The organism is Embleya sp. NPDC001921, assembly GCF_053594475.1.
In genome coordinates this window covers 41,429-64,510 of the sequence record NZ_JBSFEO010000037.1, presented here as the reverse complement: position 1 = coordinate 64,510, position 23,082 = coordinate 41,429, and the positions used below count along the sequence as shown (strand labels likewise).

21 protein-coding genes are annotated in these 23,082 nt (G+C 71.7%); 11 read left to right on the top strand and 10 right to left on the bottom strand.

Annotated features, from left to right (window positions below; translation table 11 throughout):
- Positions 1-113: 113 nt before the first annotated feature.
- The 4 genes from ACWCPW_RS35215 to ACWCPW_RS35200 all read right to left on the bottom strand — a co-directional run bounded on the left by ACWCPW_RS35215 (position 114) and on the right by ACWCPW_RS35200 (position 3,774).
- Complete coding sequence (locus ACWCPW_RS35215) at positions 114-782, bottom strand: response regulator (protein WP_449765642.1); 669 nt, start codon at positions 780-782, stop codon at positions 114-116.
- Complete coding sequence (locus ACWCPW_RS35210; RefSeq protein WP_449765641.1) at positions 779-2,020, bottom strand: sensor histidine kinase; 1,242 nt, start codon at positions 2,018-2,020, stop codon at positions 779-781. Before ACWCPW_RS35210 ends, ACWCPW_RS35215 begins: the two co-directional genes overlap by 4 nt.
- A gap of 136 nt (positions 2,021-2,156) precedes the next feature.
- On the bottom strand, positions 2,157-2,687 hold the full coding sequence (locus tag ACWCPW_RS35205; protein ID WP_449765640.1) for an LppU/SCO3897 family protein: 531 nt from the start codon (positions 2,685-2,687) through the stop codon (positions 2,157-2,159).
- 172 nt (positions 2,688-2,859) lie between these two features.
- Positions 2,860-3,774 (bottom strand): winged helix-turn-helix transcriptional regulator, encoded by a 915-nt coding sequence (locus ACWCPW_RS35200; protein WP_449765639.1) that lies wholly within the window; start codon positions 3,772-3,774, stop codon positions 2,860-2,862.
- Positions 3,775-3,940: 166 nt separating this feature from the next.
- Between ACWCPW_RS35200 and ACWCPW_RS35195 the strand changes: the two genes are divergently transcribed.
- The 5 genes from ACWCPW_RS35195 to ACWCPW_RS35175 are packed head-to-tail and all read left to right on the top strand — an operon-like array spanning position 3,941 to position 9,843.
- Entirely contained in the window at positions 3,941-5,398 is a 1,458-nt protein-coding gene (locus tag ACWCPW_RS35195) for a carotenoid oxygenase family protein (protein WP_449765638.1), read from the top strand.
- The gene (locus tag ACWCPW_RS35190; RefSeq protein ID WP_449765637.1) at positions 5,395-7,188 is read left to right on the top strand and encodes a class I adenylate-forming enzyme family protein; all 1,794 of its coding nucleotides are present in this window, start codon (positions 5,395-5,397) and stop codon (positions 7,186-7,188) included. The genes ACWCPW_RS35195 and ACWCPW_RS35190 overlap by 4 nt, the downstream gene beginning before the upstream one ends.
- Positions 7,185-8,414, top strand: a complete 1,230-nt coding sequence (locus ACWCPW_RS35185) for an acetyl-CoA acetyltransferase (RefSeq protein WP_449765636.1) — start codon at positions 7,185-7,187, stop codon at positions 8,412-8,414. Before ACWCPW_RS35190 ends, ACWCPW_RS35185 begins: the two co-directional genes overlap by 4 nt.
- The gene (locus tag ACWCPW_RS35180; protein WP_449765635.1) at positions 8,411-8,848 is read left to right on the top strand and encodes a thiolase family protein; all 438 of its coding nucleotides are present in this window, start codon (positions 8,411-8,413) and stop codon (positions 8,846-8,848) included. The genes ACWCPW_RS35185 and ACWCPW_RS35180 overlap by 4 nt, the downstream gene beginning before the upstream one ends.
- Complete coding sequence (locus tag ACWCPW_RS35175; RefSeq protein ID WP_449765634.1) at positions 8,845-9,843, top strand: LLM class F420-dependent oxidoreductase; 999 nt, start codon at positions 8,845-8,847, stop codon at positions 9,841-9,843. Before ACWCPW_RS35180 ends, ACWCPW_RS35175 begins: the two co-directional genes overlap by 4 nt.
- Before the next feature lie 174 nt (positions 9,844-10,017).
- Here ACWCPW_RS35175 and ACWCPW_RS35170 read toward each other — a convergent pair whose 3' ends face one another.
- The 4 genes from ACWCPW_RS35170 to ACWCPW_RS35155 form a co-directional block, all read right to left on the bottom strand.
- A complete protein-coding gene (locus ACWCPW_RS35170; protein WP_449765633.1) occupies positions 10,018-10,521 on the bottom strand; it encodes a tetratricopeptide repeat protein in 504 nt (167 codons plus the stop codon).
- Positions 10,522-10,535: 14 nt separating this feature from the next.
- The gene (locus tag ACWCPW_RS35165) at positions 10,536-12,023 is read right to left on the bottom strand and encodes an MFS transporter (protein ID WP_449765632.1); all 1,488 of its coding nucleotides are present in this window, start codon (positions 12,021-12,023) and stop codon (positions 10,536-10,538) included.
- Entirely contained in the window at positions 12,020-12,505 is a 486-nt protein-coding gene (locus ACWCPW_RS35160; protein WP_449765631.1) for a nuclear transport factor 2 family protein, read from the bottom strand. Before ACWCPW_RS35160 ends, ACWCPW_RS35165 begins: the two co-directional genes overlap by 4 nt.
- Before the next feature lie 291 nt (positions 12,506-12,796).
- A complete protein-coding gene (locus tag ACWCPW_RS35155; protein ID WP_449765630.1) occupies positions 12,797-13,672 on the bottom strand; it encodes a spermidine synthase in 876 nt (291 codons plus the stop codon).
- A gap of 459 nt (positions 13,673-14,131) precedes the next feature.
- Between ACWCPW_RS35155 and ACWCPW_RS35150 the strand changes: the two genes are divergently transcribed.
- From ACWCPW_RS35150 to ACWCPW_RS35125, 6 genes are all read left to right on the top strand, one after another.
- Positions 14,132-15,688 (top strand): ABC transporter substrate-binding protein, encoded by a 1,557-nt coding sequence (locus tag ACWCPW_RS35150; protein WP_449765629.1) that lies wholly within the window; start codon positions 14,132-14,134, stop codon positions 15,686-15,688.
- Between the two features lie 293 nt (positions 15,689-15,981).
- Complete coding sequence (locus ACWCPW_RS35145) at positions 15,982-18,210, top strand: branched-chain amino acid ABC transporter permease (RefSeq protein ID WP_449765628.1); 2,229 nt, start codon at positions 15,982-15,984, stop codon at positions 18,208-18,210.
- Positions 18,200-18,961, top strand: a complete 762-nt coding sequence (locus tag ACWCPW_RS35140; RefSeq protein ID WP_449765627.1) for an ABC transporter ATP-binding protein — start codon at positions 18,200-18,202, stop codon at positions 18,959-18,961. Before ACWCPW_RS35145 ends, ACWCPW_RS35140 begins: the two co-directional genes overlap by 11 nt.
- Positions 18,958-19,701 (top strand): ABC transporter ATP-binding protein, encoded by a 744-nt coding sequence (locus ACWCPW_RS35135; protein WP_449765626.1) that lies wholly within the window; start codon positions 18,958-18,960, stop codon positions 19,699-19,701. Before ACWCPW_RS35140 ends, ACWCPW_RS35135 begins: the two co-directional genes overlap by 4 nt.
- Before the next feature lie 58 nt (positions 19,702-19,759).
- Positions 19,760-20,284, top strand: coding sequence for a hypothetical protein (locus tag ACWCPW_RS35130; RefSeq protein WP_449765625.1), 525 nt, complete (start codon positions 19,760-19,762; stop codon positions 20,282-20,284).
- Between the two features lie 98 nt (positions 20,285-20,382).
- A complete protein-coding gene (locus tag ACWCPW_RS35125; protein ID WP_449765624.1) occupies positions 20,383-20,526 on the top strand; it encodes a hypothetical protein in 144 nt (47 codons plus the stop codon).
- An 80-nt stretch (positions 20,527-20,606) separates the two neighbouring features.
- Here the strand turns inward: ACWCPW_RS35125 and ACWCPW_RS35120 are convergent, their stop codons facing one another.
- Together ACWCPW_RS35120 and ACWCPW_RS35115 are read right to left on the bottom strand one after the other, a co-directional pair.
- Positions 20,607-21,752 (bottom strand): acyl-CoA dehydrogenase family protein, encoded by a 1,146-nt coding sequence (locus ACWCPW_RS35120; RefSeq protein ID WP_449765623.1) that lies wholly within the window; start codon positions 21,750-21,752, stop codon positions 20,607-20,609.
- Positions 21,749-22,990: an acyl-CoA dehydrogenase family protein gene (locus ACWCPW_RS35115; RefSeq protein ID WP_449765622.1), complete on the bottom strand. Its 1,242-nt coding sequence runs from the start codon at positions 22,988-22,990 to the stop codon at positions 21,749-21,751. The genes ACWCPW_RS35120 and ACWCPW_RS35115 overlap by 4 nt, the downstream gene beginning before the upstream one ends.
- Between the last annotated feature and the right edge of the window lie 92 nt (positions 22,991-23,082).

The following is a 23,082-nucleotide window of genomic DNA, read 5'->3' as shown; positions in this document are numbered from 1 at the left end:
CGTGGTCGCGCCGGGTGGTCGTGCGCAGCGGCCGAGGGGCCAGGATCCGCGGCCTTGGTCTATATCCGCCGCGACCAAGGACTCGGGTGCGAGGATCGACAGTCGTGGCCGGCTCAGGAATCGGAGGCGTCGTGGACCAACAGGGCGATCTGCACCCGGTTGTTGAGGTCGAGTTTGGTCAGCAGCCGGGAGACGTACGCCTTGACGGTCGCGATGCTGATGGACAGTTCCCTGCCGATCTCGGCGTTGGTGCGGCCCTTGCCCACGAGTGCGGCCACCGCGCGTTCACCCTCGCTGAGTCGGTCGAGGGCGGCCCGGGCCCGGGTTCGGCGCGGATCGACGCCGGCTGCCGCGACGTACGACATCATCCGGCGCATCACGTCGGGTGAGAGCATCGGCTCGCCGCCCGCGACCCGGCGGATGGCCTCGATGATGTCCGGTGGCGGAGTGTGTTTGAGCAGGAAACCGCTCGCGCCCGCGCGCATCGCCTTGAGGATGTGGTCGTCGGTGTCGAAGGTGGTCATCACGATCACCTCGGGCGCCTCCGGCCTGGCCCGCAGCGTCGCGGTGGCGGCCAGTCCGTCCACCCGGGGCATCCGGATGTCCATCAGCACCACGTCCGGCCGGTGTTCGTCGACCGCGACCAGGACGTCGGCGCCGTCGGACACCTCCGCCACCACGCGCACGTCGGGCAGCCCGGAGAGCATCATCGAGAGTCCGGCGCGGACGAGGGCGTCGTCGTCGACGACCAGGACCCGTACGCAGCCGTCGGCAGTAGTCACTTGGCCAACGGTAGCCAGACCCGGAGCCGGAAGTCACCGTCACCGGTGCGACCGTGCTCGAGTCGGCCGCCGATCAGCGCCACCCGCTCGCGCAGCCCGATCAGCCCGGCTCCCGCGCCGGGGATGCCGCTGCCGGCGTGACCGCGCGGCAGCCGGTTGACCACCTCGATCGCGAGGCCGTCCTCGGGAGCGGGCGCGACCAGCACGCGTACGTGGGCGCCGGGAGCGTGCTTGCGGGCGTTGGTCAGGCCCTCCTGGACGATCCGGTAGGCGTGCCGCCCGGTGCGCCCCGACACCGTCGGCAGTTCGGCCAGGTCGAGGTGCACGGTCGCGCCCGCCTGCCGGGACTCCTCGATCAGCGCGGGCAGGTCGCCGAGCACCGGCTGCGGGCGCTCGGGTTCGTCGCCGTCGCCGTCGCCGTCTGCGTCGCCGTCAGTCTCGTCCGGATGGGCGCGCAGTACGCCGATGACCTCGCGCAGGTCCTCCAGGGCCTCGAACGCGCACTGGCGGATGACCTCGGCGGCGCGGGCCTCCTCCGGTGCCGCGCCGGCCCGGTATTCCAGGGCGCCGGCGTGGATCGCCAGCAGCGAGATCCGGTGCGCGAGCACGTCGTGCATCTCCCGGGCGAGTCGCTCGCGTTCGAGATGGCGGGCCTCCTCCACGCGCAGCCGCTGGCCCTCCTCGGCCTGCCGGGCGCGCTCGCGCCAGCTCGCGGTCAACTGCCGCTGGGATCGGATGAGCATGCCGGTGACCACGGAGGTGGTGATCAGCAGGAGCATCGCCAGGACGGAGGTCCAGTAGGCGCGCGCGGAGTCGGCGCCGACCCAGAACGTGCCCGCGATCAGCGCGACCTGGAACCCGGCGACCGAGACGCTGGTCCGCCAGGGCCGGTGGATCGCCAGGTTGAGCAGCACGACCGGGCCCGAGCCGGTGACGGCGGCCGAGAAGAAGCCGACGGTCACCCACACCACGGCGAGTCGGGTCGGCTGAGCCCGGCGGAACAGCAGCATGCCCGCGAACATGATGCCGCCGAGGACGGCCTCGACCCATACGTTCGGCGCCTTGTCGTCCTCGTGGAGCGCGGTGACGAGGATCATCGAGCCGAGCACGAAGGCGCCCAGGGCGTAACCGAGGTCGGCGGCCCATTCGCGGCGGGTCCGGGCGCGGCGGGTCGCGGCCGGCGCGGGGGGTTTCGGCTCCGGTGCCGGGTCGGTTCGGCGCGCTCGGGTCTTGATCACATCTCAGCGTAGGCAGTGGTTCGGCGGGTCCGGCAGTGGCCGGGGGTCGACGCGGGCATCGACTTTGGTCGTCGTATCGCGGCCGGGTGGCGGCCGTTCCCGGCCCGATGCGGCCATCGAGCCGGGGCCACCGGTCTCAGCCGATCTCGGAGAGGCAGTACGTGCTGCCGTAGGTCGGGACTCCGTTGCGGGTCCAGTAGCTGGAGTACGTGTAGTCCGCGCCGCTCACGTTGTCGCACGGGCGGCCGGCCATCGTGTACGGGAACACGCGCAGGACCTTGAAGTTGGCCTTGGGGTCGGAGCAGCGGACCGAGGTCAGCTCCTCCTGGCTGCTGCCGGTGGTGATGCTGCCGCTGAGGCACTCGCCCTTGTCGTACGCGGTCTTCGTGCTCTCCGGCGTCGCCGATGTCTCGGCGGTCCGCGTGCTCCGGCTCGTGGCGGACGGCGACTGGCTCGTCGTGCCGCGGGTCGAGACGGGGTACGTGGCCGGCGCCGTGCGCGGCGTGAAGGAGGTGGACGCGGAAGCCGTACCCGTGCTCGAGGTGCCGACGTGCGCCGTCTTCCTGTCGTTCCCGTCGCAGGCTCCGACCAGCAGGAACGTGGCGGACACGGCCACGATCACCGCGAATGGCGTGCGTGCGCCGAACGACCCGATCCGATCGGTCATGAGGATGCCCCTTTTCCGTACCGCGTCGTTTACCGGCGGCACCGGTAAACCATGGCGGTCCCGATTCGGCTCGGGCAACCGAAATCCGGGCAATCAAGGGGACTCCCTCAGCCCACCACCCGCCAGGCGCGTCGACCGTGCGGCGCATGCGTGGCGGAGCGGGGTCGAGAGGTCAGGAGGTGCCCGGGTCGACCGATTCGGCGGACAGTTCGGCGTTGCACGCGTTGCAGGTCCAGCGGGGGCGGAGCGGGTCGCCGCAGGTGACGTGGGTGATCCGGACGCCGGCCAGGCCGTCGGCGCTGAAGCGTTGTTCAGACCAGGCGATCAGGAAGGCGAAGGTGGGGAAGAAGTCGTGGCCCTTGGGGGTCAGCCGGTAGCCGGTGCGGCGTGCGCCCTCCTGCAGCGGTACCCGGGTCAGGATGCCCTCGTCGGTGAGTAGGCCCAATCGGGTGGTCAGGGTGTGCGGGGCGGTGTCGTGCACGAGGCGTTGGAAGTCGCCGAAGCGGTGCACGCCCAGGAACGCGGCGGCCAGGATCGCGGTGGAGGTGCGATCGGCCAGGACGGCGGCCGCGGCGATCGGGGAGTGCTCGCCGGTCGCCGCGGCCGAGCGGTGGTAGCGCCGCCTGGGATTGGTGGCCTCGGCCGGGACGGCGGGGTCACGGACCGCGGCGGTGTCGCGCGCGCTCACGCCGATCGCCCCGCACGCGCCGCAGCCGAAGATCGGATCGAAGCCGTTTCCACAGGTCAGGTGTCGGGGGCGGGCCCGGACCCGGAGCGGCGAGGTGGGTGCCCAGCGCCGGTCCCACGCGTTGATCGCCACGAACGCCGGCCACAGGTCCCGGCCCGCGTCGGTCAGCCGGTATTCCCGGCGTGGTCCGGTCGCGGCCAGTACGCCGTCGGCCAGCAGGTCGCGCAGTCGCCGGGTGAGGACCGGGTCGGAGATGGCCAGCGCCGACTTGAGGTCGCCGTATCGCACCGGACCGGCCAGTGCCGCCCGCACGATCAGCAGGTTCCACAGGTCGCCCATCACCAGCAGGCCGTGCCCCAGTGAGGTGTGGGCGGGGGTCGGGGCGGGGGCAGTCTCCATGGGCGAAGTATTCCTTCGGTCTTTCCCCCGGTCGTGGCGAGCCCTCCATACGAGTGGGAAGTGCCTGATCCGGTTACTTCCACTCTAGAAGTACTCGACGCCGCGGGTTAGCCTCCCGACATACCTGGTTCCCTGCCGGCGAGTCTCCATCGACCTCGGAGTGGCCATGAACGACGAAGCCCGCGTAGTGCTCGAGCCGGTCGAAGACGGTGAGGAGAATCCCTATCTGCTCGGCGTGTACGCGCCGGTCGTGGATGAGATTTCCGCAGACGATCTGGAAGTGATCGGTTCGATTCCGGCCGATCTCAACGGGGTGTACGTGCGCAACGGCCCGAACCGCCGGTTCCCGGCGACCGGCCGGCACCACTGGTTCGACGGCGACGGCATGGTGCACGCGGTGCACTTCGAGAACGGCCGGGCGCGGTACGCGAACCGCTGGGTGCGCACCGAGGCGTTCGAGGCGGAGAGCGGGGCCGGACGCGGGTTGTGGACGGGCGTGATGGAGGATCCCAAGGGCAATCCGTTCGGCAACGGACACGGCCTGGGCCTGAAGGACTCCGCGAACACCGACGTCACGTTCTTCGCCGGCAGGCTGCTGGCGAGTTGGTATCTGTGCGGTACGCCGCGCGCGCTGGATCCGCTGTCGCTGGCGACGCTGGGTCCCGAGACCTTCCTGGGCACCCTCACCGGCGACTTCATGGCGCATCCCAAGGTGGACGAGGCCACCGGTGAACTGTTCTGGTTCGACTACGGACCCGAACCGCCCTACCTGCGCTACGGCGTGGTGGGCGCGGACGGAAGGGTCGCGCACACCACGCACATCGACCTGCCCGGCCCGCGCCTGCCGCACGACATGGCGATCACCGAGAACCACGCGATCCTGATGGATCTGCCGCTGATCCAGGACCAGGAGGCGCGTCGACAGGGCCGGTACAAGCTGCACTTCGAGCGATCGTTGCCGTCCCGATTCGCGGTCCTGCCCCGGTACGGCGACGGTTCCCGGGTGCGCTGGTTCGAGGCCGCGCCCGGGTACATCTACCACGTCGTCAACTCCTGGGAGGAGGGCGGCGAAATCGTGTTGGACGTGTGCCGGGTCAAGGACCCGCAGCACCAGCCGAGGATCTCCCACCCGCTCGCCCGGATGCTCGCTTACCTGCGCCTGGACGCCCAACTGTGGCGCTACCGTCTCGACTTGACCACCGGACGCACCGTCGAGGGGCCGCGCGACGAGGACAACACCGAGTTCCCCTCCATCGACTCGCGGATGGTGGGCCGGCGCAACCGCTTCGCCTACAACGTGCACATCGCGCGCGAGGACACCCTGCTCTTCGACGGCATCGTGCGCTACGACCTGCACACCGGCGAACGCCAGGACCACCGCTTCGGTGCCGGGCGTTGGGGATCCGAGGCGCCGTTCGCCCCGCGCGACGGGGGCACCGGCGAGGACGACGGCTACCTGGTGTCGTTCGTGACCGACGAACGCGAGAACCGCTCGGAGGTGGTGGTTCTGGACGCCGCCGACCTGGCGGCCGGGCCGGTGTGCCGGATCCTGCTCCCGGTCCGGGTGCCGGTCGGCTTCCACGCCACCTGGGTGCGCGCCGATCAACTCGGAGGCCGGGGATGAGACTGCACACCGCCGAGCAAGCCGCGCGCTACGCGCCGTGGTGGGGCGGCCCGACCTGGGACCGGATGTTCCGCGATCGGGTGGCCGAACACCCGGACCGCACCGCGATCGTCGACCCGCCCAACCGCATCGCGTCGATGGACGGCCCGCCCAAGCGGCTGACCTGGGCCGAACTCGACTCATACGTGGATACGTTGGCCGCCGTACTGCTCGATCACGGGGTGGCGCGCGACACCGTGGTGGGCGTGCTCCTGCCCAACTCGGTCGAACTCGCCGCCGTCTACCTGGCGATCACCCGGCTCGGCGCGATCGCGACGCCGTTCCCGGTGCAGTACCGCGAGTACGAACTGACGGAGTTGGCCGGGCCGGCCGATGTCCGGGTGTTCGTCACCGCCACCCGGGCGGCCTCGTGGCCCGCGGCGCGGGTGATCGGGGGACTTCCGCTGTCCGGCACGCGTGCGGTACTGGCCTTCGGCGACGACGTCCCCGAGGGCGTAACCGCGCTCGACGCCGCGTGCGCCAAGGTCTCGACACTGGCGCTCGGTCGCTACCTGGCGGGTCTGGAGAGCGACTCCGGCGACTGTGTGACGATCTGCTGGACGTCGGGAACCGAGGCCATGCCCAAGGGGGTTCCGCGCTGCGCCGACGACTGGACGCCGATGGCGCTGGGCAGTGTCGACGCCGCCTCGCTGACCGGCGCGGACGTGCTGCTCAATCCGTTCCCGATGGTCAACATGGCGGGCATCGCCGGGATGTTCCTGCCGTGGTTGATCACCGGTGCCGTCCTGGTGCAGCACCACCCGTTCGACGCGGGCGTGTTCCTGGGCCAACTGGCCGCCGAGCGGGTCACCTACACGGTGGTGCCGCCCGCGCTGTTGGCGATGCTGTTGCGCCAGGACACCCTGCCGGACGGGGTGTTCGCGTCGCTGCGCGTGGTGGGTTCGGGATCGGCGCCGCTGACCGAGGAGATGACGGTCGGCTGGGCCGAGCGGTTCGGCATCGAGGTGATCAACTACTTCGGCTCCAACGAGGGCGCGAGCCTGGCGGCGGATCCGAGCAGCGTGCCGGACCACCGCGATCGCGCGCACTACTTCCCGCGCTTCGGCTCGCCCGACCACACCTGGTCCAACCGTGCCTCGCACGGCCTGCGCAGCCGGTTGGTGGATCCGGCCACCGAGGTCGAGATCACCGAGGTGGGTGTACCGGGGGAGCTGCGGCTCCAGGGACCGGGGGTGTTCGCCGGGTACGTCACGCGCGATCCGCGGGCGCGGCGGGAGGCGTTCGACGACGACGGCTGGTTTCGGACCGGGGACATGTTCGCGTACGCGGCCGACGCGTCGGGGGATCCGTGCCGGCTGCGCTACATCGACCGGGCCAAGGACATCGTGGTGCGCGGTGGGATGAACATCTCCGCGGCCGAGGTGGAGAACCATCTGAGCGCGCATCCGGCGGTCGCCGAGGTCGCGATCGTCGCGGTGCCCGACCCGGTGATGGGCGAACGCGCCTGCGCGGTCGTGGTGGTCGCGCCGGGCGAGCGCACACCGTCCCTGGCCGAACTGGGCGCGTTCCTGAGGGAACGTCACATCGCGGTGTACAAGCTGCCCGAGCGGCTCGAACTGGTAGAGGCACTGCCGCGCAACCCGGTCGGCAAGGTGCGCAAGGCCGAACTGCGCACGCGCTTCGTCGACTTCGGGGCCGGTCCGGCGTCGGCGGCGGGCGCCGGTTCGGCATCGGGGCCCGGCTCGTCCGCGGCTCCGGTGGAGGACCATCCGGAAGGAGCCGACTCGTGACCTTGACCCCTCTCTACATCCTCGGCGGCGCGCAGACCGACTTCGCCCGCAACTGGTCCAAGGAGGGCCTGGGCTTGGTCGACCCGATGCGTGAGGTCGTCCTGGCCGCGGCGGCGGACGCGAAGGTGGATTTGGACGCGATCGAGGTCGTGCACGTGGGCAACCTGGCGGGCGAACTGTTCGCCGGGCAGGCGCACCTGGGCGGCCTGATGGTGACCGCCGTACCCGAGTTGGCGGGCCGGCCGAGCATGCGGCACGAGGCGGCGTGCGCGTCCGGGAGTTGCGCGGTGCTCGCGGCCGGCGCCGACCTCGGGGCGGGGCACTACGACCTCGCGCTCGTGGTCGGTGTCGAGCTGATGCGCAATGTGCCCGCGGACGAGGGCGCGGCCCATCTGGGTACGGCCGCGTGGGCCGGACACGAGGCGTCGCACGCGCGGTTCCCGTGGCCGGCGCTGTTCGCCGAGATAGCCGACGCCTACGACGCCCGATACGGCCTGGACCCCGCATACCTGGGCGCGTTCGCGGCGGGCGCGTTCGCGAACGCCGCGCGCAACCCGCTCGCGCAGGCCCGGGACTGGGACTTCCCGGCGGCGGCCTTCACCGCCGACGACACGGCCAATCCGACGGTCGCCGGTCGACTGCGGCGTACCGACTGCGGCCGGATCACCGACGGCGCCGCCGCACTGGTCCTGGCCTCCCCCGCCTGGGCCGCCGAACACGGGCTCGATCCGGCGGAGTTGGCCTGCGTACGCGGCTTCGGGCATCGCACCGACACGTTGTCCCTGGCCGCCAAGCTGGATCGGGCCGAAGAGGCGGTGATGTTCCCGCACTTGGCCGGCGCGGTCGCGGACGCCTATCGGCGGGCCGGGCTGCGCGGGGCCGCCGAGGTGCACGTGGCCGAACTGCACGACTGCTTCACCATCACCGGCCTGGTGGCTCTCGAACACCTGGGCGTGTGCGGTCCGGGTCAGGCGGGTCGTCTGGTTGTCGACGGGGTGTTCGGGCCGGGCGGGCGATTGCCGGTCAATCCGGGCGGTGGACTGCTGGGTCTGGGGCATCCGGTGGGCGCGACCGGTGTGCGGATGGTGCTCGACGCGGCGCGGCAGGTGACCGGTCGGGCCGGGCCGATCCAGGTCGAGGACGCGCGTACGGCGTTGACGGTCAATGTGGGCGGTTCCTTCACGACGATCGTGACCACGGTCGTGGGCCGGGGGGCGGACGAGTGAGCGGCGAGGTGTACGTCCTCGACTCGGTGCGCACGCCGCGCGGCGGGCCGGCCGGGCTGCCCGCGCGGGCTCTGGTCGAGCACGTGCCGGCGGCGCTGGTGGCGCGTACCGGAGTGGATCCGGCGCGGGTGGACGACGTGGTGCTGGGCTGCGCGGGGCAGGTGGACGAGCAGGGCGCCAACCCGGCGCGTACGGCCGTGCTCACGCTGGGCCGGCCGGACGGCGTTCCGGGCCGGATGATCAACCGGTTCCACGCGTCCGGGATCGACGCGGTCGCCTCGGCCGCGGCGCTGGTCCGGGCCGGACAGGCCGACCTGGTGATCGCAGGTGGGGTCGAATCCTCCTCCCGGGTGCCGAGGTTCGCGGATCGCGGGCCGCTGTGGACCGACGCGGCGGGACCGGGGGCGGCCGTGGTGTTGGAGAGGATGCCGTGAGCGAGGACGTGCGACCCCACGGGCCGGGGCTGTCGGTCTCGCTCGGGTTGTGGCAGGACCGGCCGGCGGAGGAGGCGCTGACGACGGCGCGGCTGGCCGACGAACTCGGCTACGTCGAACTGTGGATCGGTGAGATGGCCACCTATGACGCGTTCGCGCTGGCCACCGCGGTGGCCGGGGGCACCGGGCGGATCCCGCTGACCGTGGGGCCGTTGGCGGTCACCGTGCGCGATCCGGCGACGATCGCGATGGGGGCGGCCTCGGTTCGGGCGCTGACCGGGCGGCGGGTGACGGTGGCGCTGGGCACCTCTTCCACGGTCGTGGTGGAGCGATGGCATGGGCGCTCGCGGGCCCGGGCGGGCATCGCGCTGGCCGAATCGGCCCGGCAGACCCGGGAGCTGCTGGACGGGGTTCGGTCGGATGGGCAGGGGGAGGTGGTCCGCTCCGACGGCTACCGGCTGCGGTTGCCGCCGCCGGGCGGGTCGGGCCTGACCGTGGCCGCGTTCGGGCCTGCGGCGATCCGGACGGCGGCGCGGTACGCGGATCGGCTGGTGTTGAACCTGGTCTCGCCGGAGACCGCGGCTGAGCTGATCGCCTCCCTGTCGCGAGCCGCGAAGGAGGCCGGGCGGCCGCGGCCCAAGGTCGCCGCGTGGGTGTGCGCGGCGGTGGGGTCGGGCGCGGTCGAGGGGGCGGAGCAACTGCGGCGCGGGCTGGTGGGGTATCTGGCCGCACCCGGGTATGGCGAGATGTTCGCGCGTGCGGGCTTCGGGGAGTTGGTCGCGTACGCGCGGACGGGGCCGCATCCGCGGGAATTGCTGGCGGCGATTCCGGAGGCGGCGGTGTCGGTGGTGGGGTTGCTGGGGTCGGTGGCGCACGCGCGCTCGCGGATCGCGGCGTATCGGGCGGCGGGGGTGGACGAGGTCGTCCTTGTGCCTTCGGCTACCGCGGGGGATCCGGGTGGCTCTGCGACGTTGTCGGCGTTGGTGGGTTGTTGACGCTGTTGTCCTCAAACGCCGGACGGGCTGGAATCGGCCCGGTCCCGCGTTGTCCTCAAACGCCGGACGGGCTGAGAGGGTCGGTTTCGGCCGAGGGGGTGGGGTGGGTCTGGTCCGGCGTTGTCCTCAAACGCCGGACGGGCTGAGGGGGGTTGGCTTGGGGTGGCGGGTTGTTCAGGGGTGGGTGGCGTCCAGGTCGGTTGCGTAGAGGGTGAGGGCTTTGCGGTAGGGGGTCAGGTGGGGGTGGGTGCTGGTGGTGGCGATGACGTGGAGGAGGGATTCGACCGCGGTCTTGGGGTCGCCGGCGTTGTAGAGGGCCATGGCCAGGAACGTGGTCAGGCCCGGGTCGTCGGGGAATTCGGTGAGGCCCCGCTGCAGGATCGCCACCGCCTTGTCGTGCGCGCCGAACGCACGGTACGTGCTGCCCAGGCCCAGGAACGCGCCCAGGCGGTCCTCGGCCGGCAGGCCGTCCCCGATCAGGGCCCATTCGTAGAACGGCACGGCCTCGCGTTCCAGGCCGAGCACGTCGTGTGCCCAGGCCGCCTGGTAGGCGACCTGCGCGTCGCCCGGATGCCGCTCGACCAGCGGTACCAGCCGCGCCCGTGCCTCCTCCACCGAGCCCGCCTCGCGCAGCGCGATCGCCTCGGCCAGGGCCGTGTCCCGTTCGTTGTCGATCATCCGGGCAGTGTTCCCTATCGGGCGGCCCGCACACGGTCGGGCTCGGGAACCACCCGAACCGGCCGCCCGGTTCGGTGCGTGGCCGGGATCGACCACGCGAGCAGCGCCGCGAGCAGGCAGCCGGTGCCCAGCATGCCGAAGCAGATCAGGTAGCCGGTCAGCTCCGGCGCCTGCGCCACGCCCGCCGCGCGCGCGGTGCCCGAGTCGACCAGCGTCGCGCTCAGGATCGCGCCGAGCACGGCCGTACCGGTTGCCCCGCCCACCGTGCGCAGTACCGCGTTCATCCCGTTGGCCACGCCGGTCATGTCCGCGGGCACGTTGTCGTTGATCAGCGCGGGCATCGCGGAGAACGCGAGCCCGAGGCCGAAGCCGAACAGCACACCGACCATCGAGAAGGCCCACCAGTGCCCGTGCAGCGGCAGCAGCAGGGCGAACGCCGCGCCGCTGAGCAGCGGTCCGAGCACCAGGGCGGGCTTGGGGCCGTAGCGATTGGTCATCCGGGCCGCCACCGGCGCCGCGGCCAGGTTGCCGATCGTGCCCGGGAGCATGATCAGGCCCGCGATCAGCACCGACTTGCCGAAGCCGTAGCCGAGCGCCGACGGCGCCTGGATGAACGGCGGGAACAGCAGCGAGGAGCCGTACATCGCCATGCCGGTGAACACCCCGGACAGGTTGGCCAGCAGTACCGGCCGGCGGGCCATCACCCGCAGGTCGACCAGGGGTTCGGGATGGTGCAGCGCCCAGGCGATCCACGCGGCGAACATCACCGCGGCCAGGATCAGACCGCCGAGCACCAGCGGGTCGCCCCACCCGGACCGGCTGCCCATGCTCACCGCGGCCAGCAGCGCGGCCAGCCACGCGGACAGGGTCAGCGCGCCGATCAGGTCGACGTGCCCCTGGCGCCGTTCGGCGGTGTCCGGCACCACCCGCCACACCATCAGCATGGACAGCGCCGCCACCAGCGCGGAGAGCCAGAACAGCAGGTGGTAGTCCCAGCGGTCGGCGATCAGGCCGGTCATCACCGAGCCGAACGTGGCGCCGACGCTGATCGTGGCGCCGATGGTGGCGATGCTGCTTGCCGAGCGCTCCTTGGGGAACTCGTCGCGCACCACGCTCAGCGCGAGCGGGACCACGCCGCCGCCCATGCCCTGGAGTACCCGGCCGGCGATCAGCATCACGTAGGACGTGGTGCACGCGGCCAGCACCGAGCCGACCGCGACCGCCGCGAGCGCGAACAGCAGGAAACGTTTGCGACCGCGCAGGTCGCCGAGCCGGCCCAGCAGCGGGGTGGCCACCGCGGCGGCGAGCAGGTTGCCGGTGAGCACCCACGCGATGGCCGAGCTGGAGACGCCGAGACGGTTCTGCAATTGCGGCAGGATCGGCGAGACCACGGTCTGCATGACCGCCATCGTGGTCGCGGCGAAGGACAGGGCGACCAGGATCATCGTCGGGCCGTGGCGCTTGGTCGGTGTGCGCGCGGCCCCCTTGGTGCCCGTGCTCATGCCGTCAGCGGCCGGTCCTCGACCCAGTCGCAGTGCAGCGTGCGGGTCTCGATGCGCCAGCCCTCGTCGGTGCGCGCGAACGTGTCGAGGTAGCGGATCGACATCACCCGGTCGCGGCGTACTCCGCACGACTCGTAGATGTGGTGCGCCATGCAGTACGTCTCGGCGTTCGCCCGATCGCCGCCCGGTTCGAAGGCGACGAGCTGATTGGCGATCAGGTGGGTGGTGGCCAGGTATCGGTCCAGGCTCGTCAGCGCCTTGGCGATCTCGGCCCGGCCGGTGCGTACCGCCGGCGGCTCGGTGGATCCGGGGTCGCGGTGGATCACCAGGCGGCCCTCGGGGGTGAACATCGAGGCGACGAGGTCGGGCCTGCGGCGATCCGCGCCGTGTGCGTAGGTCTGCGCCACATCCCGGATCTCGCTGCGATCGCGCAGTTCCCCCGAATCGTGCGGAGCGGGCGAATCCGCCTCGTCGTCGTGCATGTCCACCCTTTCAGCAGCCGTCGATCGCATGCTGACAGCAGTTGGATGACACACGCAAGTTTCTCTGACGTCGCGTCAGTTACATCTTCCGCGCAACGAACCGCACGCCCGGAACGCCCGAACCACGCGCCCGGGACGTCCGAACCGGGCGCCCGGGGCCGACCCGACCGGCCGACCCGACCGGCCGACCCGACCGGCCGACCCGACCGGGCGGCCCGGCCGGGCGGCCCGGCCGGCGCGCACGAAGTGCCCGAGTCCCGGTCGCGGCCGACCCGCGCCGCAGCCGGCCGGCTACCCCCGCGCCACGAACACCACGTCCGGTTCCCCGCGCGGCACCGGCACCTGATGCACGGTCACCTGTGCGAACCGCGCCCGCAGTCGGTCCGCGAAGGCCGGACTCGCGGTCGCGCTCCACACCGTCAGCACTCCGCCCGGCAACAACCTGGCCCGCAGCGCGGCCAGTCCCGCGTCGTCGTACAGCGACGCGTTGCCGTCGGTGACCGTCCAATCCGGCCCGTTGTCGATGTCCAGGCACACCGCGTGGAAGCGCCCGTCGGCCCCCTCGCGCAACACGCGGGTGTGCTCACCCGACCTCTCGCCCGACCAGGCCGCCGCCTCGTGGCCCGCCCGCTCCGACACCCCGTCGACAGGCGCGGTAAGAGGGGAGCGCACCCAGGCCACCAGATCCGATGTGATCACCCTCACGCGCGGATCCGCCAGCGCGTGCCCGGAGAAGGGGGCGAGCGGTCCCCGGCCCCACCGCACCACGGCGGGTTCACGTTCGATCACGGTCACTTGCCCGACCCGGGGATCGGTGAGCGCCTCGCGCAGGGTGAAGCCGACACCCAGCCCGCCGACCAGGATCCGCAGCCCTCCGGGGACACCGAGCGTCTCCAGTACGTCGTGCGCCTCGTGCGCGGCGGGCGCCTCGCGCGCGACGGGCGCCTCGCGCGCGACGGGCGCGTCACGCGCGTCGAACGCCTCCAGCGCGTGCAACGCCGTGCGTACCAGCAGCCGCTCCGACGCGCCCGCGCGCGTGTCCATCAGAAAGCAGCCGTTGCTGATGATCTCGTAGTGCTCGCCCACGCGCCGCAGGACGAGTTCGCCGTCCGCCGCCGGGACGCGTTCGATCTCGTGTGCGTCGGTGGTCGGATCGATCGTGTACATCGGTTCACTGACTCCTTGTCGCTTTATGGAGAACGGGTGTCGCCGTGTCGCCTTCTCGCCTCCCGGGCGCCTTCGCATGCCGTGTGCGGCGGATCGCGAGCACCTCATAACAGTGCCATCACGAAGCCGGGGAATTCCGATCCCGAGGGGCCGAACGGTGACACGTGTGCAGTGCTGCGCCCCACCTCGCACAGGACCGGACACGGGCTGCCGGCCAGCGGTTTTCGCCGGTTCGGTGACTCTTGCACCCTGTAGGACACCCCGTTAAGGTCCCGGCCATTGCTTCATGGCCCATTGACTGATGGCATGTCAGATCCAGTCGCAGGGACGCCTCGCAGGCGGAGCCCGGGGCAGGGCAAGCACAAGACGAGAACGACGCGAGCACAGCGCAGGAGAAGTACGTGAGAGCGCACCGGGCACATCGGCCCGGCCCGCGGAAACGAAGTGTCGGGAGGGCTGATGGCATCAACTTCCGCCGGGCGGCGTGGGACGCGCCGCCGAGCGGCGGCCGGCTTGCTGGTCGTGCCGCTCCTGTTGGCGGTCGGCTGTAGCCGCTCGGGTGACGACGCGGTGGCCAAGGGTCCGGGATCGGGGGGCTCCGGCACCGCGGGATCCCAGAACCCGAAGGCTCCCGTCGGCACCGGCGCGCCCGGTGACTTCGGCACGCTCAAGGACGTCTGCGGCAAGGGCGACGGCAAGCCGCTCACCAAGAAGGCCGACCGAGGCGTCACCGAGAAGCAGATCTCGGTCAGCGTGACCGGCGACCCCGGTGCCCCCGCACAACCGGGCCTGGGCAAAGAGTTCTTCGAGATGGCCGACGGCTTCACCAAGTGGTGCAACGGCCTCGGCGGGATCAACGGCCGCACGATCAAGCTGACCCAGCGCGACGCCGCGCTCAGCAACGTCGGCACCGTGATGACGGCGGCCTGCCAGAGCGACTTCATGGTGGTCGGCGGCGGCAACCCGTTCGACAACGACGGCGTCAAGGCGCGTACCGGGTGCAAGCTCGGCGCCTTCCCGGCCTACGTGGTCGGTGAGGAATCGGCCAAGGCCGACCTCCAGGACCTCGCGGTCGGCCTGCCGGTGTCCACCACGGTCGTGGGCGCGTACAAGGCGGTCTTCGCCGCGCACCCCGAGGTCAAGGCCAAGGTCGGCCTGCTCGGCCAGAACATGGCCTCGCTGCGGCCCTCGATGGCCCGCTACAAGGCGGGTGTGGAGGCGGCCGGCGGCACGATCGTCTACAAGGAGGACGTCCCCGTCATGCCGCCCCCCGGGCGCACGACGCTGGAGAAGATGAAGAACGCCGGGGTCGAGATGCTGATCACCACGTGGCTCGCGGTGGACTCGTCGTCGATGTTCCGCGAGATGGACGCGATGAACTGGCACCCCAAGGTCATCGTCAGCGACGCCTCGGCCTACAACCGCTACACCCTCGCCGCCGCCAAGAACTCCAAGATCCCCGACACCTACATCTACCCGACGTTCGTGCCGCAGTCGCTCGGCGACAAGAACCCGGCCGTGCAGAAGGCGCTGGAGATCCTGCACCTGGCCGAGCCGAGCAAGGACCTGGAGTTCTTCCACATGTCCGGGATCAACTCCTGGCTGCTGTGGGCGAGCGCGGTCAAGGAGTGCGGTACGGAGGTCACCACGGAGTGCGTGCTCGCCAAGGGCAAGCGCGCCAACTGGGACGCGGGCGGCCTGTTCGCGCCCGGTCCGATCGTGGAGACCAAGGACGTGCGCGCCGCCGACTGCTTCACCATGGTCAAGGCGACCGCCAAGGGCTTCGAGTACGACGCGGCGCTGACCAAGCCGAACAAGGCCGAGTTCTTCAACTGCGACCCGGCCAACGTGGTGGCCGTCGCGCCCGGTGCGCCGAGCGCGCCGCCGGCCTCGACACCGCCGACCACTCCGGGAGCCGGTACGCCGCCACCCGCCGAGACGCCCGGTGGGGGCAGCCCGCCGCCCGCCGACTCGGGCGAGCCGCCGCCGGCCGCGCCGCCGGAGGAGAACGCCTGAGTCGCCCGCACACCCGAGCGACACCGCACCACCCGCGACACCGCACCACGGCACCACCCGCACCACGGCACAACCCGCGACACCGCGGCAACCGGCAATCGCACGACCCGCACCACCGCTGCACCCGTCGGCCGCTCACTCCGGTCGGTCCGACCCAGCGACACCCGTCGCCCTCTCGCCCCGCACCGGGCGGGAGGGCGGCCCAGCGGCCCTGACGACCTGTCAGGAGCCGTGCCGCACCAGTCTCCGAGACCGATCGCCCCGCGACACGGCCCGGCCCGAACGGAGGGCGCGTGCACGAGTTCATCATCCTCACCATCAGCGGCCTGGTCACCGGCGGCATCTATGCCATCACCGCCGGCGGCCTGACCCTGACCTACACCACCACGGGCATCTTCAACTTCGCCCACGGTGTCACCGGCGCGCTCGCCGCCTTCACCTACTGGCAGTTGCACTTCGACTGGGGCTGGCCGATCTGGCTGTCCATCGTCGTGGTGCTGGGCATCCTGGCCCCGGCGTTCGGGGTCTTCCTGCACTTCGCCATCATGCGACGGCTGGAGGGCACGTCGGAGACGACGCGCCTGATGGTCACCGTCGCGGTGCTGCTGAGCCTGCTCGCCGCGGTGATGTGGATCTGGGATCCGCAGACCCCGCGCAACGTGGTCAACTTCTTCCCCGGCGAGTCCGTGGACATCGGCGGCACGCGCGTGTCCTACCACGACCTGATCACCCTGGCCGTGGCGCTGATCGTGGCGATCGGCCTGTGGGTGCTGCTGCGCTCGACCCGCGCGGGTGTGGCCATGCGCGCCACCGTCGACGACCGCAACCTCGCCGTGCTCAACGGCTCGCGACCCGAGGTGCCCGGCATGCTGGCCTGGGCGACCGGCACCATGCTGGCCGCGGTGGCCGGCATCCTGATCGCGCCCAAGCTCTCCTTCGCCGCGCTGCCGCTGACCCTGCTGATCGTCAACGCCTACGCCGCGGCGGTGATCGGCCGGCTCAAGAGCCTGCCGTGGACCTTCGTCGGCGCGATGATCATCGGGTTGGTCACCGAGTACGGCAAGGGCTACCTCACCGAGACCAGGTTCCCCACCGCGGGCCCCTACCTGTCCGGCCTCACCGACTCGATGCCGGTGCTGGTGCTGTTCGTGGCGATCCTGCTGCTGCCCACCTCCCGGCTGCGCGGCCACGCCTCCTCCCGCACCCGCGAGATCGCGCACCGCCCGACCTGGACCGGCTCGCTCGTCTTCGCCGGCCTGGTGATCGCGGGCGCGGTGGTCGCGGCCAACACCCTCGGCGCCGCCGACCTGTTCGCCAGCACCAAGATGTGGGGCTTCGCGATCATCGGCCTGTCGGTGATCCCGCTGGTCGGCTATGCCGGGAAGATGTCGCTGGCCCAACTGGGCTTCGCGGGCATCGGCGCGATCTGCGTGTCGCACCTCGGCTCCGGCGGCAACCCGCTGGGCCTGCTGTGGGCCGCGCTGATCTGCGCGGGCATCGGCGTGCTGGTCGCGCTGCCCGCACTGCGCCTGTCCGGGATCTACCTGGCCCTGGCCACCGCCGCGTTCGCGGTCATGCTGGACCGCTGGATCTTCCAACTGCCCGCGTTCACCTGGGGCGACACGAAGATCGACCTGTTCAACAGCGGCACGCTCAACTTCGAGCGCTTCGACTGGCCGGGCATCGACATCTCCTCCGACCGGGCCTACTTCATCTTCGGCGCGGTCTTCTTCGCGCTGTCCTCGCTGGTGGTGGTGTGGATCCGGCGCGGCGAGTTCGGCCGCAGGCTGCTGGCGATGAAGGACAGCCCGGCGGCGTGCGCGACGATCGGGATGAACCACAAGCTGACCACGCTCACCGTCTTCGGCCTGTCCGCCGCGATGGCGGGCGTCGGCGGCGGGATCATGGGCGGCGCGCTGGGCACCCTGTCCCCGGTCAACTTCGACTTCACCGCCGGGCTCTCGGTGCTGATGCTGATGGTGATCGCCGGTCTGACCTCGCCGGGCGCGGCGCTGTTCGCGGGCATCTTCCTGGGCACCCCGCTGATGACCAACCTCTTCCCCGACTACGCCCAGCTCACCACGATCCTGATCGGCCTCAACGGCATCGCGCTGGGCAAGAACCCGAACGGCTTCATCGCCGCCAAGATTCGCCCGGAATGGGAGCCCGCACTGCGCCGGCCGGTCATCCTGGCGGCCAGCGCCGCGGCGCAACTGGCGCTGGTCGTACTGCGGTTCACCGACGTGATCGGGAACTGGGTCTTCGTCATCGGGATCCTGCTCGCGGTGGTCGGCATCCCCGCCGCGGTCAAGGCCGAACTGATGCTCGAGGCATCGCGCGCCGAACAGGAGCTGCCGCCGGGCCTGTCCGAGCAGCCCGAGGGACTGGGCCTGAACGGCGCCCGGTTCAAGGCCGCCGACATCGAGGCCCTGGACAAGTTGATCGCGATGCCCTCGCTGCCGACGGTCGCGATGGCCGACACACCGTCACCCACCCTGCCTGGAGCGCGTCATGGGGCTTGAGGTCGAGGGCGTCACGGTCCGCTTCGGCGGCCACACCGCCTTGAACAACGTCAACATCTGGGCCCACGAGGGCAAGGTCACCGGCCTGATCGGACCCAACGGCGCGGGCAAGACCACGATCTTCAACGTGATCACCGGTCTCCAGCCACCGTCGTCGGGCCGGGTCAGGATGGACGGGCGCGACGTCAGCAGGCTCGCGCCCTACCGCCGGGCCCGCCTGGGGATGGCCCGTACCTTCCAACGCCTGGAGCTGTTCGGCTCGTTGACGGTCCGGGAGAACATCCAGGTCGCCGCCGCGCAGTACCGCCGGCTGCACCGGGGCACCAAGGAGACCCCGCAGGACACCTCCGCGCGTCTGCTGCACCGCCTGAACCTGACCGAGATCGCGCATGTGCGTGCCGACCAACTGCCCACCGGGCAGGGCCGCGTGGTCGAACTCGCGCGTTCGCTGGCGTCCCGGCCCAAGATCCTGCTCCTGGACGAGCCCGCCTCCGGCCAGGACGACGAGGAGACCCGGGGCTTCGGACAGCTGTTGCGCGAGATCGCCGACGACGGGGTCGCGGTGCTGCTGGTCGAGCACGACATGGATCTGGTGATGAACACCTGCGACGAGTTGCACGTGCTTGACTTCGGCAAAAAAATCGCCAACGGTACGTGCGACGAGATCCGCGCCAACACCGCCGTACAGGCGGCATACCTGGGCACCGCCGACGCCGCGGAGGCCGCCGAAGTCCTGCAGGAGACCGTATGACGCTGAACGTGGCCGACGCGCCGCCGGCCGGCCCGCGCGGCATCCCGCCACTGCTCGAACTGCGCGGCATCAGCGCCGCGTACGAGCAGGTCGAGGTGCTGCACAAGGTGGACCTCGCGGTGCCCACCGGCAAGGTGATGGCGGTCCTGGGGCCCAACGGCGCCGGCAAGACCACGATGCTCAAGGTGATCACCGGGCTGCACGAGCCCACCGGCGGGGACATCTACCTCGCCGGGCGGTGCGTCACCGGGGCAGCGCCCGTGGACCTGGCCCGGATCGGCCTGTGCAGCATCCCGGAAGGCCGCGGCGTCTTCCCCAATCTCACCGTGTCCGAGAACCTGTGGATGGCGACCTACCGAGGGGTCTCCCGCAAGGAGATCGAGGAGAAGGTCTTCCCGATCTTCCCCCGCCTCGAACAGCGCCGGACCCAGGCCGCGGGCACGATGTCGGGCGGCGAACAGCAGATGCTGGCCGTCGCCCGGGCGATCGCCACCAACCCGGCCATCATCCTGCTCGACGAGCTCTCGATGGGCCTCGCGCCCCTCGTCGTCGATCAGCTGTACGACGTGGTCGGCAAGATCGCCGAGACCGGTGTCACCGTGCTCCTGGTCGAGCAGTTCGCGCGCACGGCCCTGGCCGTCGCCGACCTCGCCGCGGTCATGAGCGGTGGCCGGATCCTTCAGGTCGGCACCCCGGACGAGATCGCCGGCGACCTGCACAGCGCGTACCTGGGCGGCTGAGCGCACATGGCCGTCGGGTACGTACCAACCTCACGGCGACCCACGAGGTGAGCACTTTATGAGTATGAACAGCGTGAACGCCGACGGGCACCCCGCACCCGCGAGGCCCGGCGGCGAGCCGCCGACGGTTCCGCAGGGGGTGCCGACGGCCGGACCACCACCGGCGTTCGCCCCGCGTCACGCGGCGATCCCGGCGGCCACTCAGGATCGGACCCGGCAGTTCACCGCCGACGTCGGCGCCCTCAAACTGCGCGCGCCCAAGACCATGCTCGACACCCAGTTGATGTGGCTGGGCGTCGGTCTCATGGTGCTCGGGATCGGCATGGGCATCGGCGCCTACTTCATGTCGCACGGCACGACGCTGATCCTGACCCAGAACGACGCGATCACGTTGGGTCTCGCGGCGATCCCGGTCTCGCTCCTCGGGTTCGCCCTCTTCATCCGCTATTCGTTGTCCACGTACCTGCGGTTCTGGCTGGCCCGGCTGATCGCCGCCCAGCAGACGCCGCAGGCCGCCCCGGCGGTCGCGGGGCCGGGCGCGGACGCCACGGCGGTGCTGCCCGCCACCCCGGCGGGGCACTGAGCGACATTCGGGGGCGAGGACTCCTCAACGGGCCGCGCGCGGTGTCATCCTGAACGGGACGGACGCCGCGCGCAGCACCCGTGGAGGGCAGCGAGGACATGAGCGACAACCCGCAACCGGCGGACCCCGGTCCGACCGACACCCCCGCCCGGGACGGAAAGCGCCTCCGGCTGGTCACGGTGGTGTGGGCCGTGCTGATGGCGGTCGCGGTCGTGATGATCATCCTGATGCTGCGCAGTTGAGCCGTTTCGCACTGCGCGCTCGTGACCCGGCCGTGGCCGGCCTCCGCACGGAGGCCGGCCACGGCCGCGTCGGGGCTCGTTCAGATCGCGGGCGGCAGGTCCACCAGCGTGCCCAGCGCGGCCCGATGCCGGTCCGAGGTGCCCAGCAGCAGCGAGGAGGCCATCGCCCGCTTGAGGTACAGGTGCGCCGGGTGCTCCCAGGTGAAGCCGATCCCGCCGTGCATCTGCACACACTCCTCCGCGGCGCGCACCGCGACGTCGCCGCAGTACGCCTTGGCCAGTGCGGTGGCCACCGCCGCGTCCGCCGAGTCCTCGGCCAGACACGCCGCCGCGTAGCGCGCCGCGGCCCGGGCCGCGGCGATGTCCGACCACAGATCGGCCGCGCGGTGCCGCAACGCCTGGAAGGAGCCGATCGGCCGGCCGAACTGGTGCCGGACCTTCAGGTACGCCACCGCCTCGGCCAACGCCTGCTCGGCCACCCCCAGTTGCTCCGACGCCAGCAGCGCCGCGCCGTACCGCAGCGCGTGCCCGAACGCCGCCTCGGCGTGCTCGGGCCCGGCCAGCACCCGGCCGCGCACCTGATCCAACGTCAACTCGCCCACCGGGCGCGTCGGGTCCAGCGAGGTCACCGCGCGCCGGGACAGGTTCGCCGCGTCGCCCGCCACCAGGGCCAGGTGCGGCTCGCCGGCCACGATCACCGGGACCACCAACAACTCGGCCCGATCCGCGGCCAACACCCCGGTCACCGCACCGGTCAGCGACAACCCCGACCCCTCCGGCGCACCGGTCACCGACAGCGGGAAGGCGGCCCCCGGCCAGGTGCTCGCGGTCACCGCGAGCGTGCCGGTGCGCGTGCCGTCCGCGAGCACGCGCAGCGCGCCGTCGCGTGCCTCGCCGGCCGGGCAGGCCAGCAGTGCCGAGCAGGCCAGCACCGCGCCGGCCAGGAACGGCACCGGCGCCACCGCGCGACCCAACTCCTCCAGCGCCACCGCGACCTCCCGAGGCCCCGCGCCGGCCCCGCCGAACTCCTCCGGGATCAGCAGCCCGGCCAGGCCCAACTCGGCCGCGACCGCCTTCCACAGCCCGTCGTCGTACGGCTCGTCGGTGTCGATCCGGGCCAGCACGTCGTGCCACCCGCAGCGGTCCCGCAACAGCGCGCGCAAGCTCGCGCGCAGATCCTCCTCGACCTCGCCGTACAGCAGCGACGGCATGCCGGACTCGTTCACCGGGGCATCTCCTTCCACGGCACCCCGGTGTCCGTGCGCGGCTCGCGCGGCAGGTCCAGGATCCGGTCGGCGATCACGTTGCGCAGCACCTCGGACGTGCCGCCCTCGATCGAATTGCCCTTGGCCCGCAGGTAGTAGTAGCCCGGCGCACGCGCGCCGAGCGTGGCCTGGCCCAACTCGCTGCGGCGCATCGCCCAGTCGTCGTAGCCGAGCCCCTCCTCGCCGGTCAGCTCCAGCCACAACCGGGTCACGTCCTGGTTCAGCCGGGCGTAGGCGATCTTGGCCGCCGACCCCTCGGGGCCGGGCGCGCCGGCCGCCAACTGCTGGCGGATGCGTTCGTTGCCCAGCCGGGCCACCTCGCACTCCACCCAGGCCCGCAGCAGCCGGTCGTGCAGTCCGGGCGTACGCAGCTCCGGCCGATCCCGCCACATCCGCGCGACCGCGCCGATCGCGTCGGCTTCGCGCGGGACGGCCGCGCCGCCGATGGCCACCCGCTCGTTCATCAGCGTCGTGTTCGACACCGTCCAGCCCTGGCCCACCTCGCCCGCCCGGTGCGCGTCCGGGATCCGCACGTCGGTCAGGAAAACCTCGTTGAACTCGGCCTGCCCGGTGGCCTGGCGCAGCGGACGCACCTCGACCCCCGGCGACGTCATGTCCAGGAAGAAGTAGGTCAACCCCTGGTGCTTGGGCAGGTCCGGATCGGTCCGGGCGAGCAGCATCGCCCAGCGCGCCTTGTGCGCGAGCGAGGTCCACACCTTTTGACCGTTGACGATCCAGTCGCCGTCACCCTCGCGCACCGCCCGGGTGGCCAGACCCGCCAGGTCCGAGCCCGCGCCGGGTTCGCTGAAGAGCTGGCACCAGATCTCCTCACCGGTCCACAGCGGGCGCAACAACCGGGCCCGCATCTTCGGGCCGGCGTGCGCGACGATGGTGGGCGCGCCCATCCCCAGGCCGATCGGATTGCGATATCCGCCGGCCGCCTTCGCGCCCGCCGTGGTCAACGCGCTCTCGAGCACCTGCTGCAACGCCCGCGAGGCACCGAGGCCGCCGCAGCCGATCGGGAAGTGCACCCAGGCCAGGCCCGCGTCGAAGCGATGGCCCAGGAACTCGGTCGAGGACATCGTGGTCGGATCGTGTGCCGCGACCAGTTCGGCCACTCTGCGGCGCACCTGCGCCGCGTCGACGGCACCGGCACCCGGTCCGCCGCCGGCAGGGTCGTCCGGTTCTCGGTCGCTCACGCCGTCCCGCTCTCCCACAACCGGTGCCTCCGTCCGTCGTCATGACGCCCTGTTCATCGACACCGACGCACCGTCGACAACCGGGCCACCTG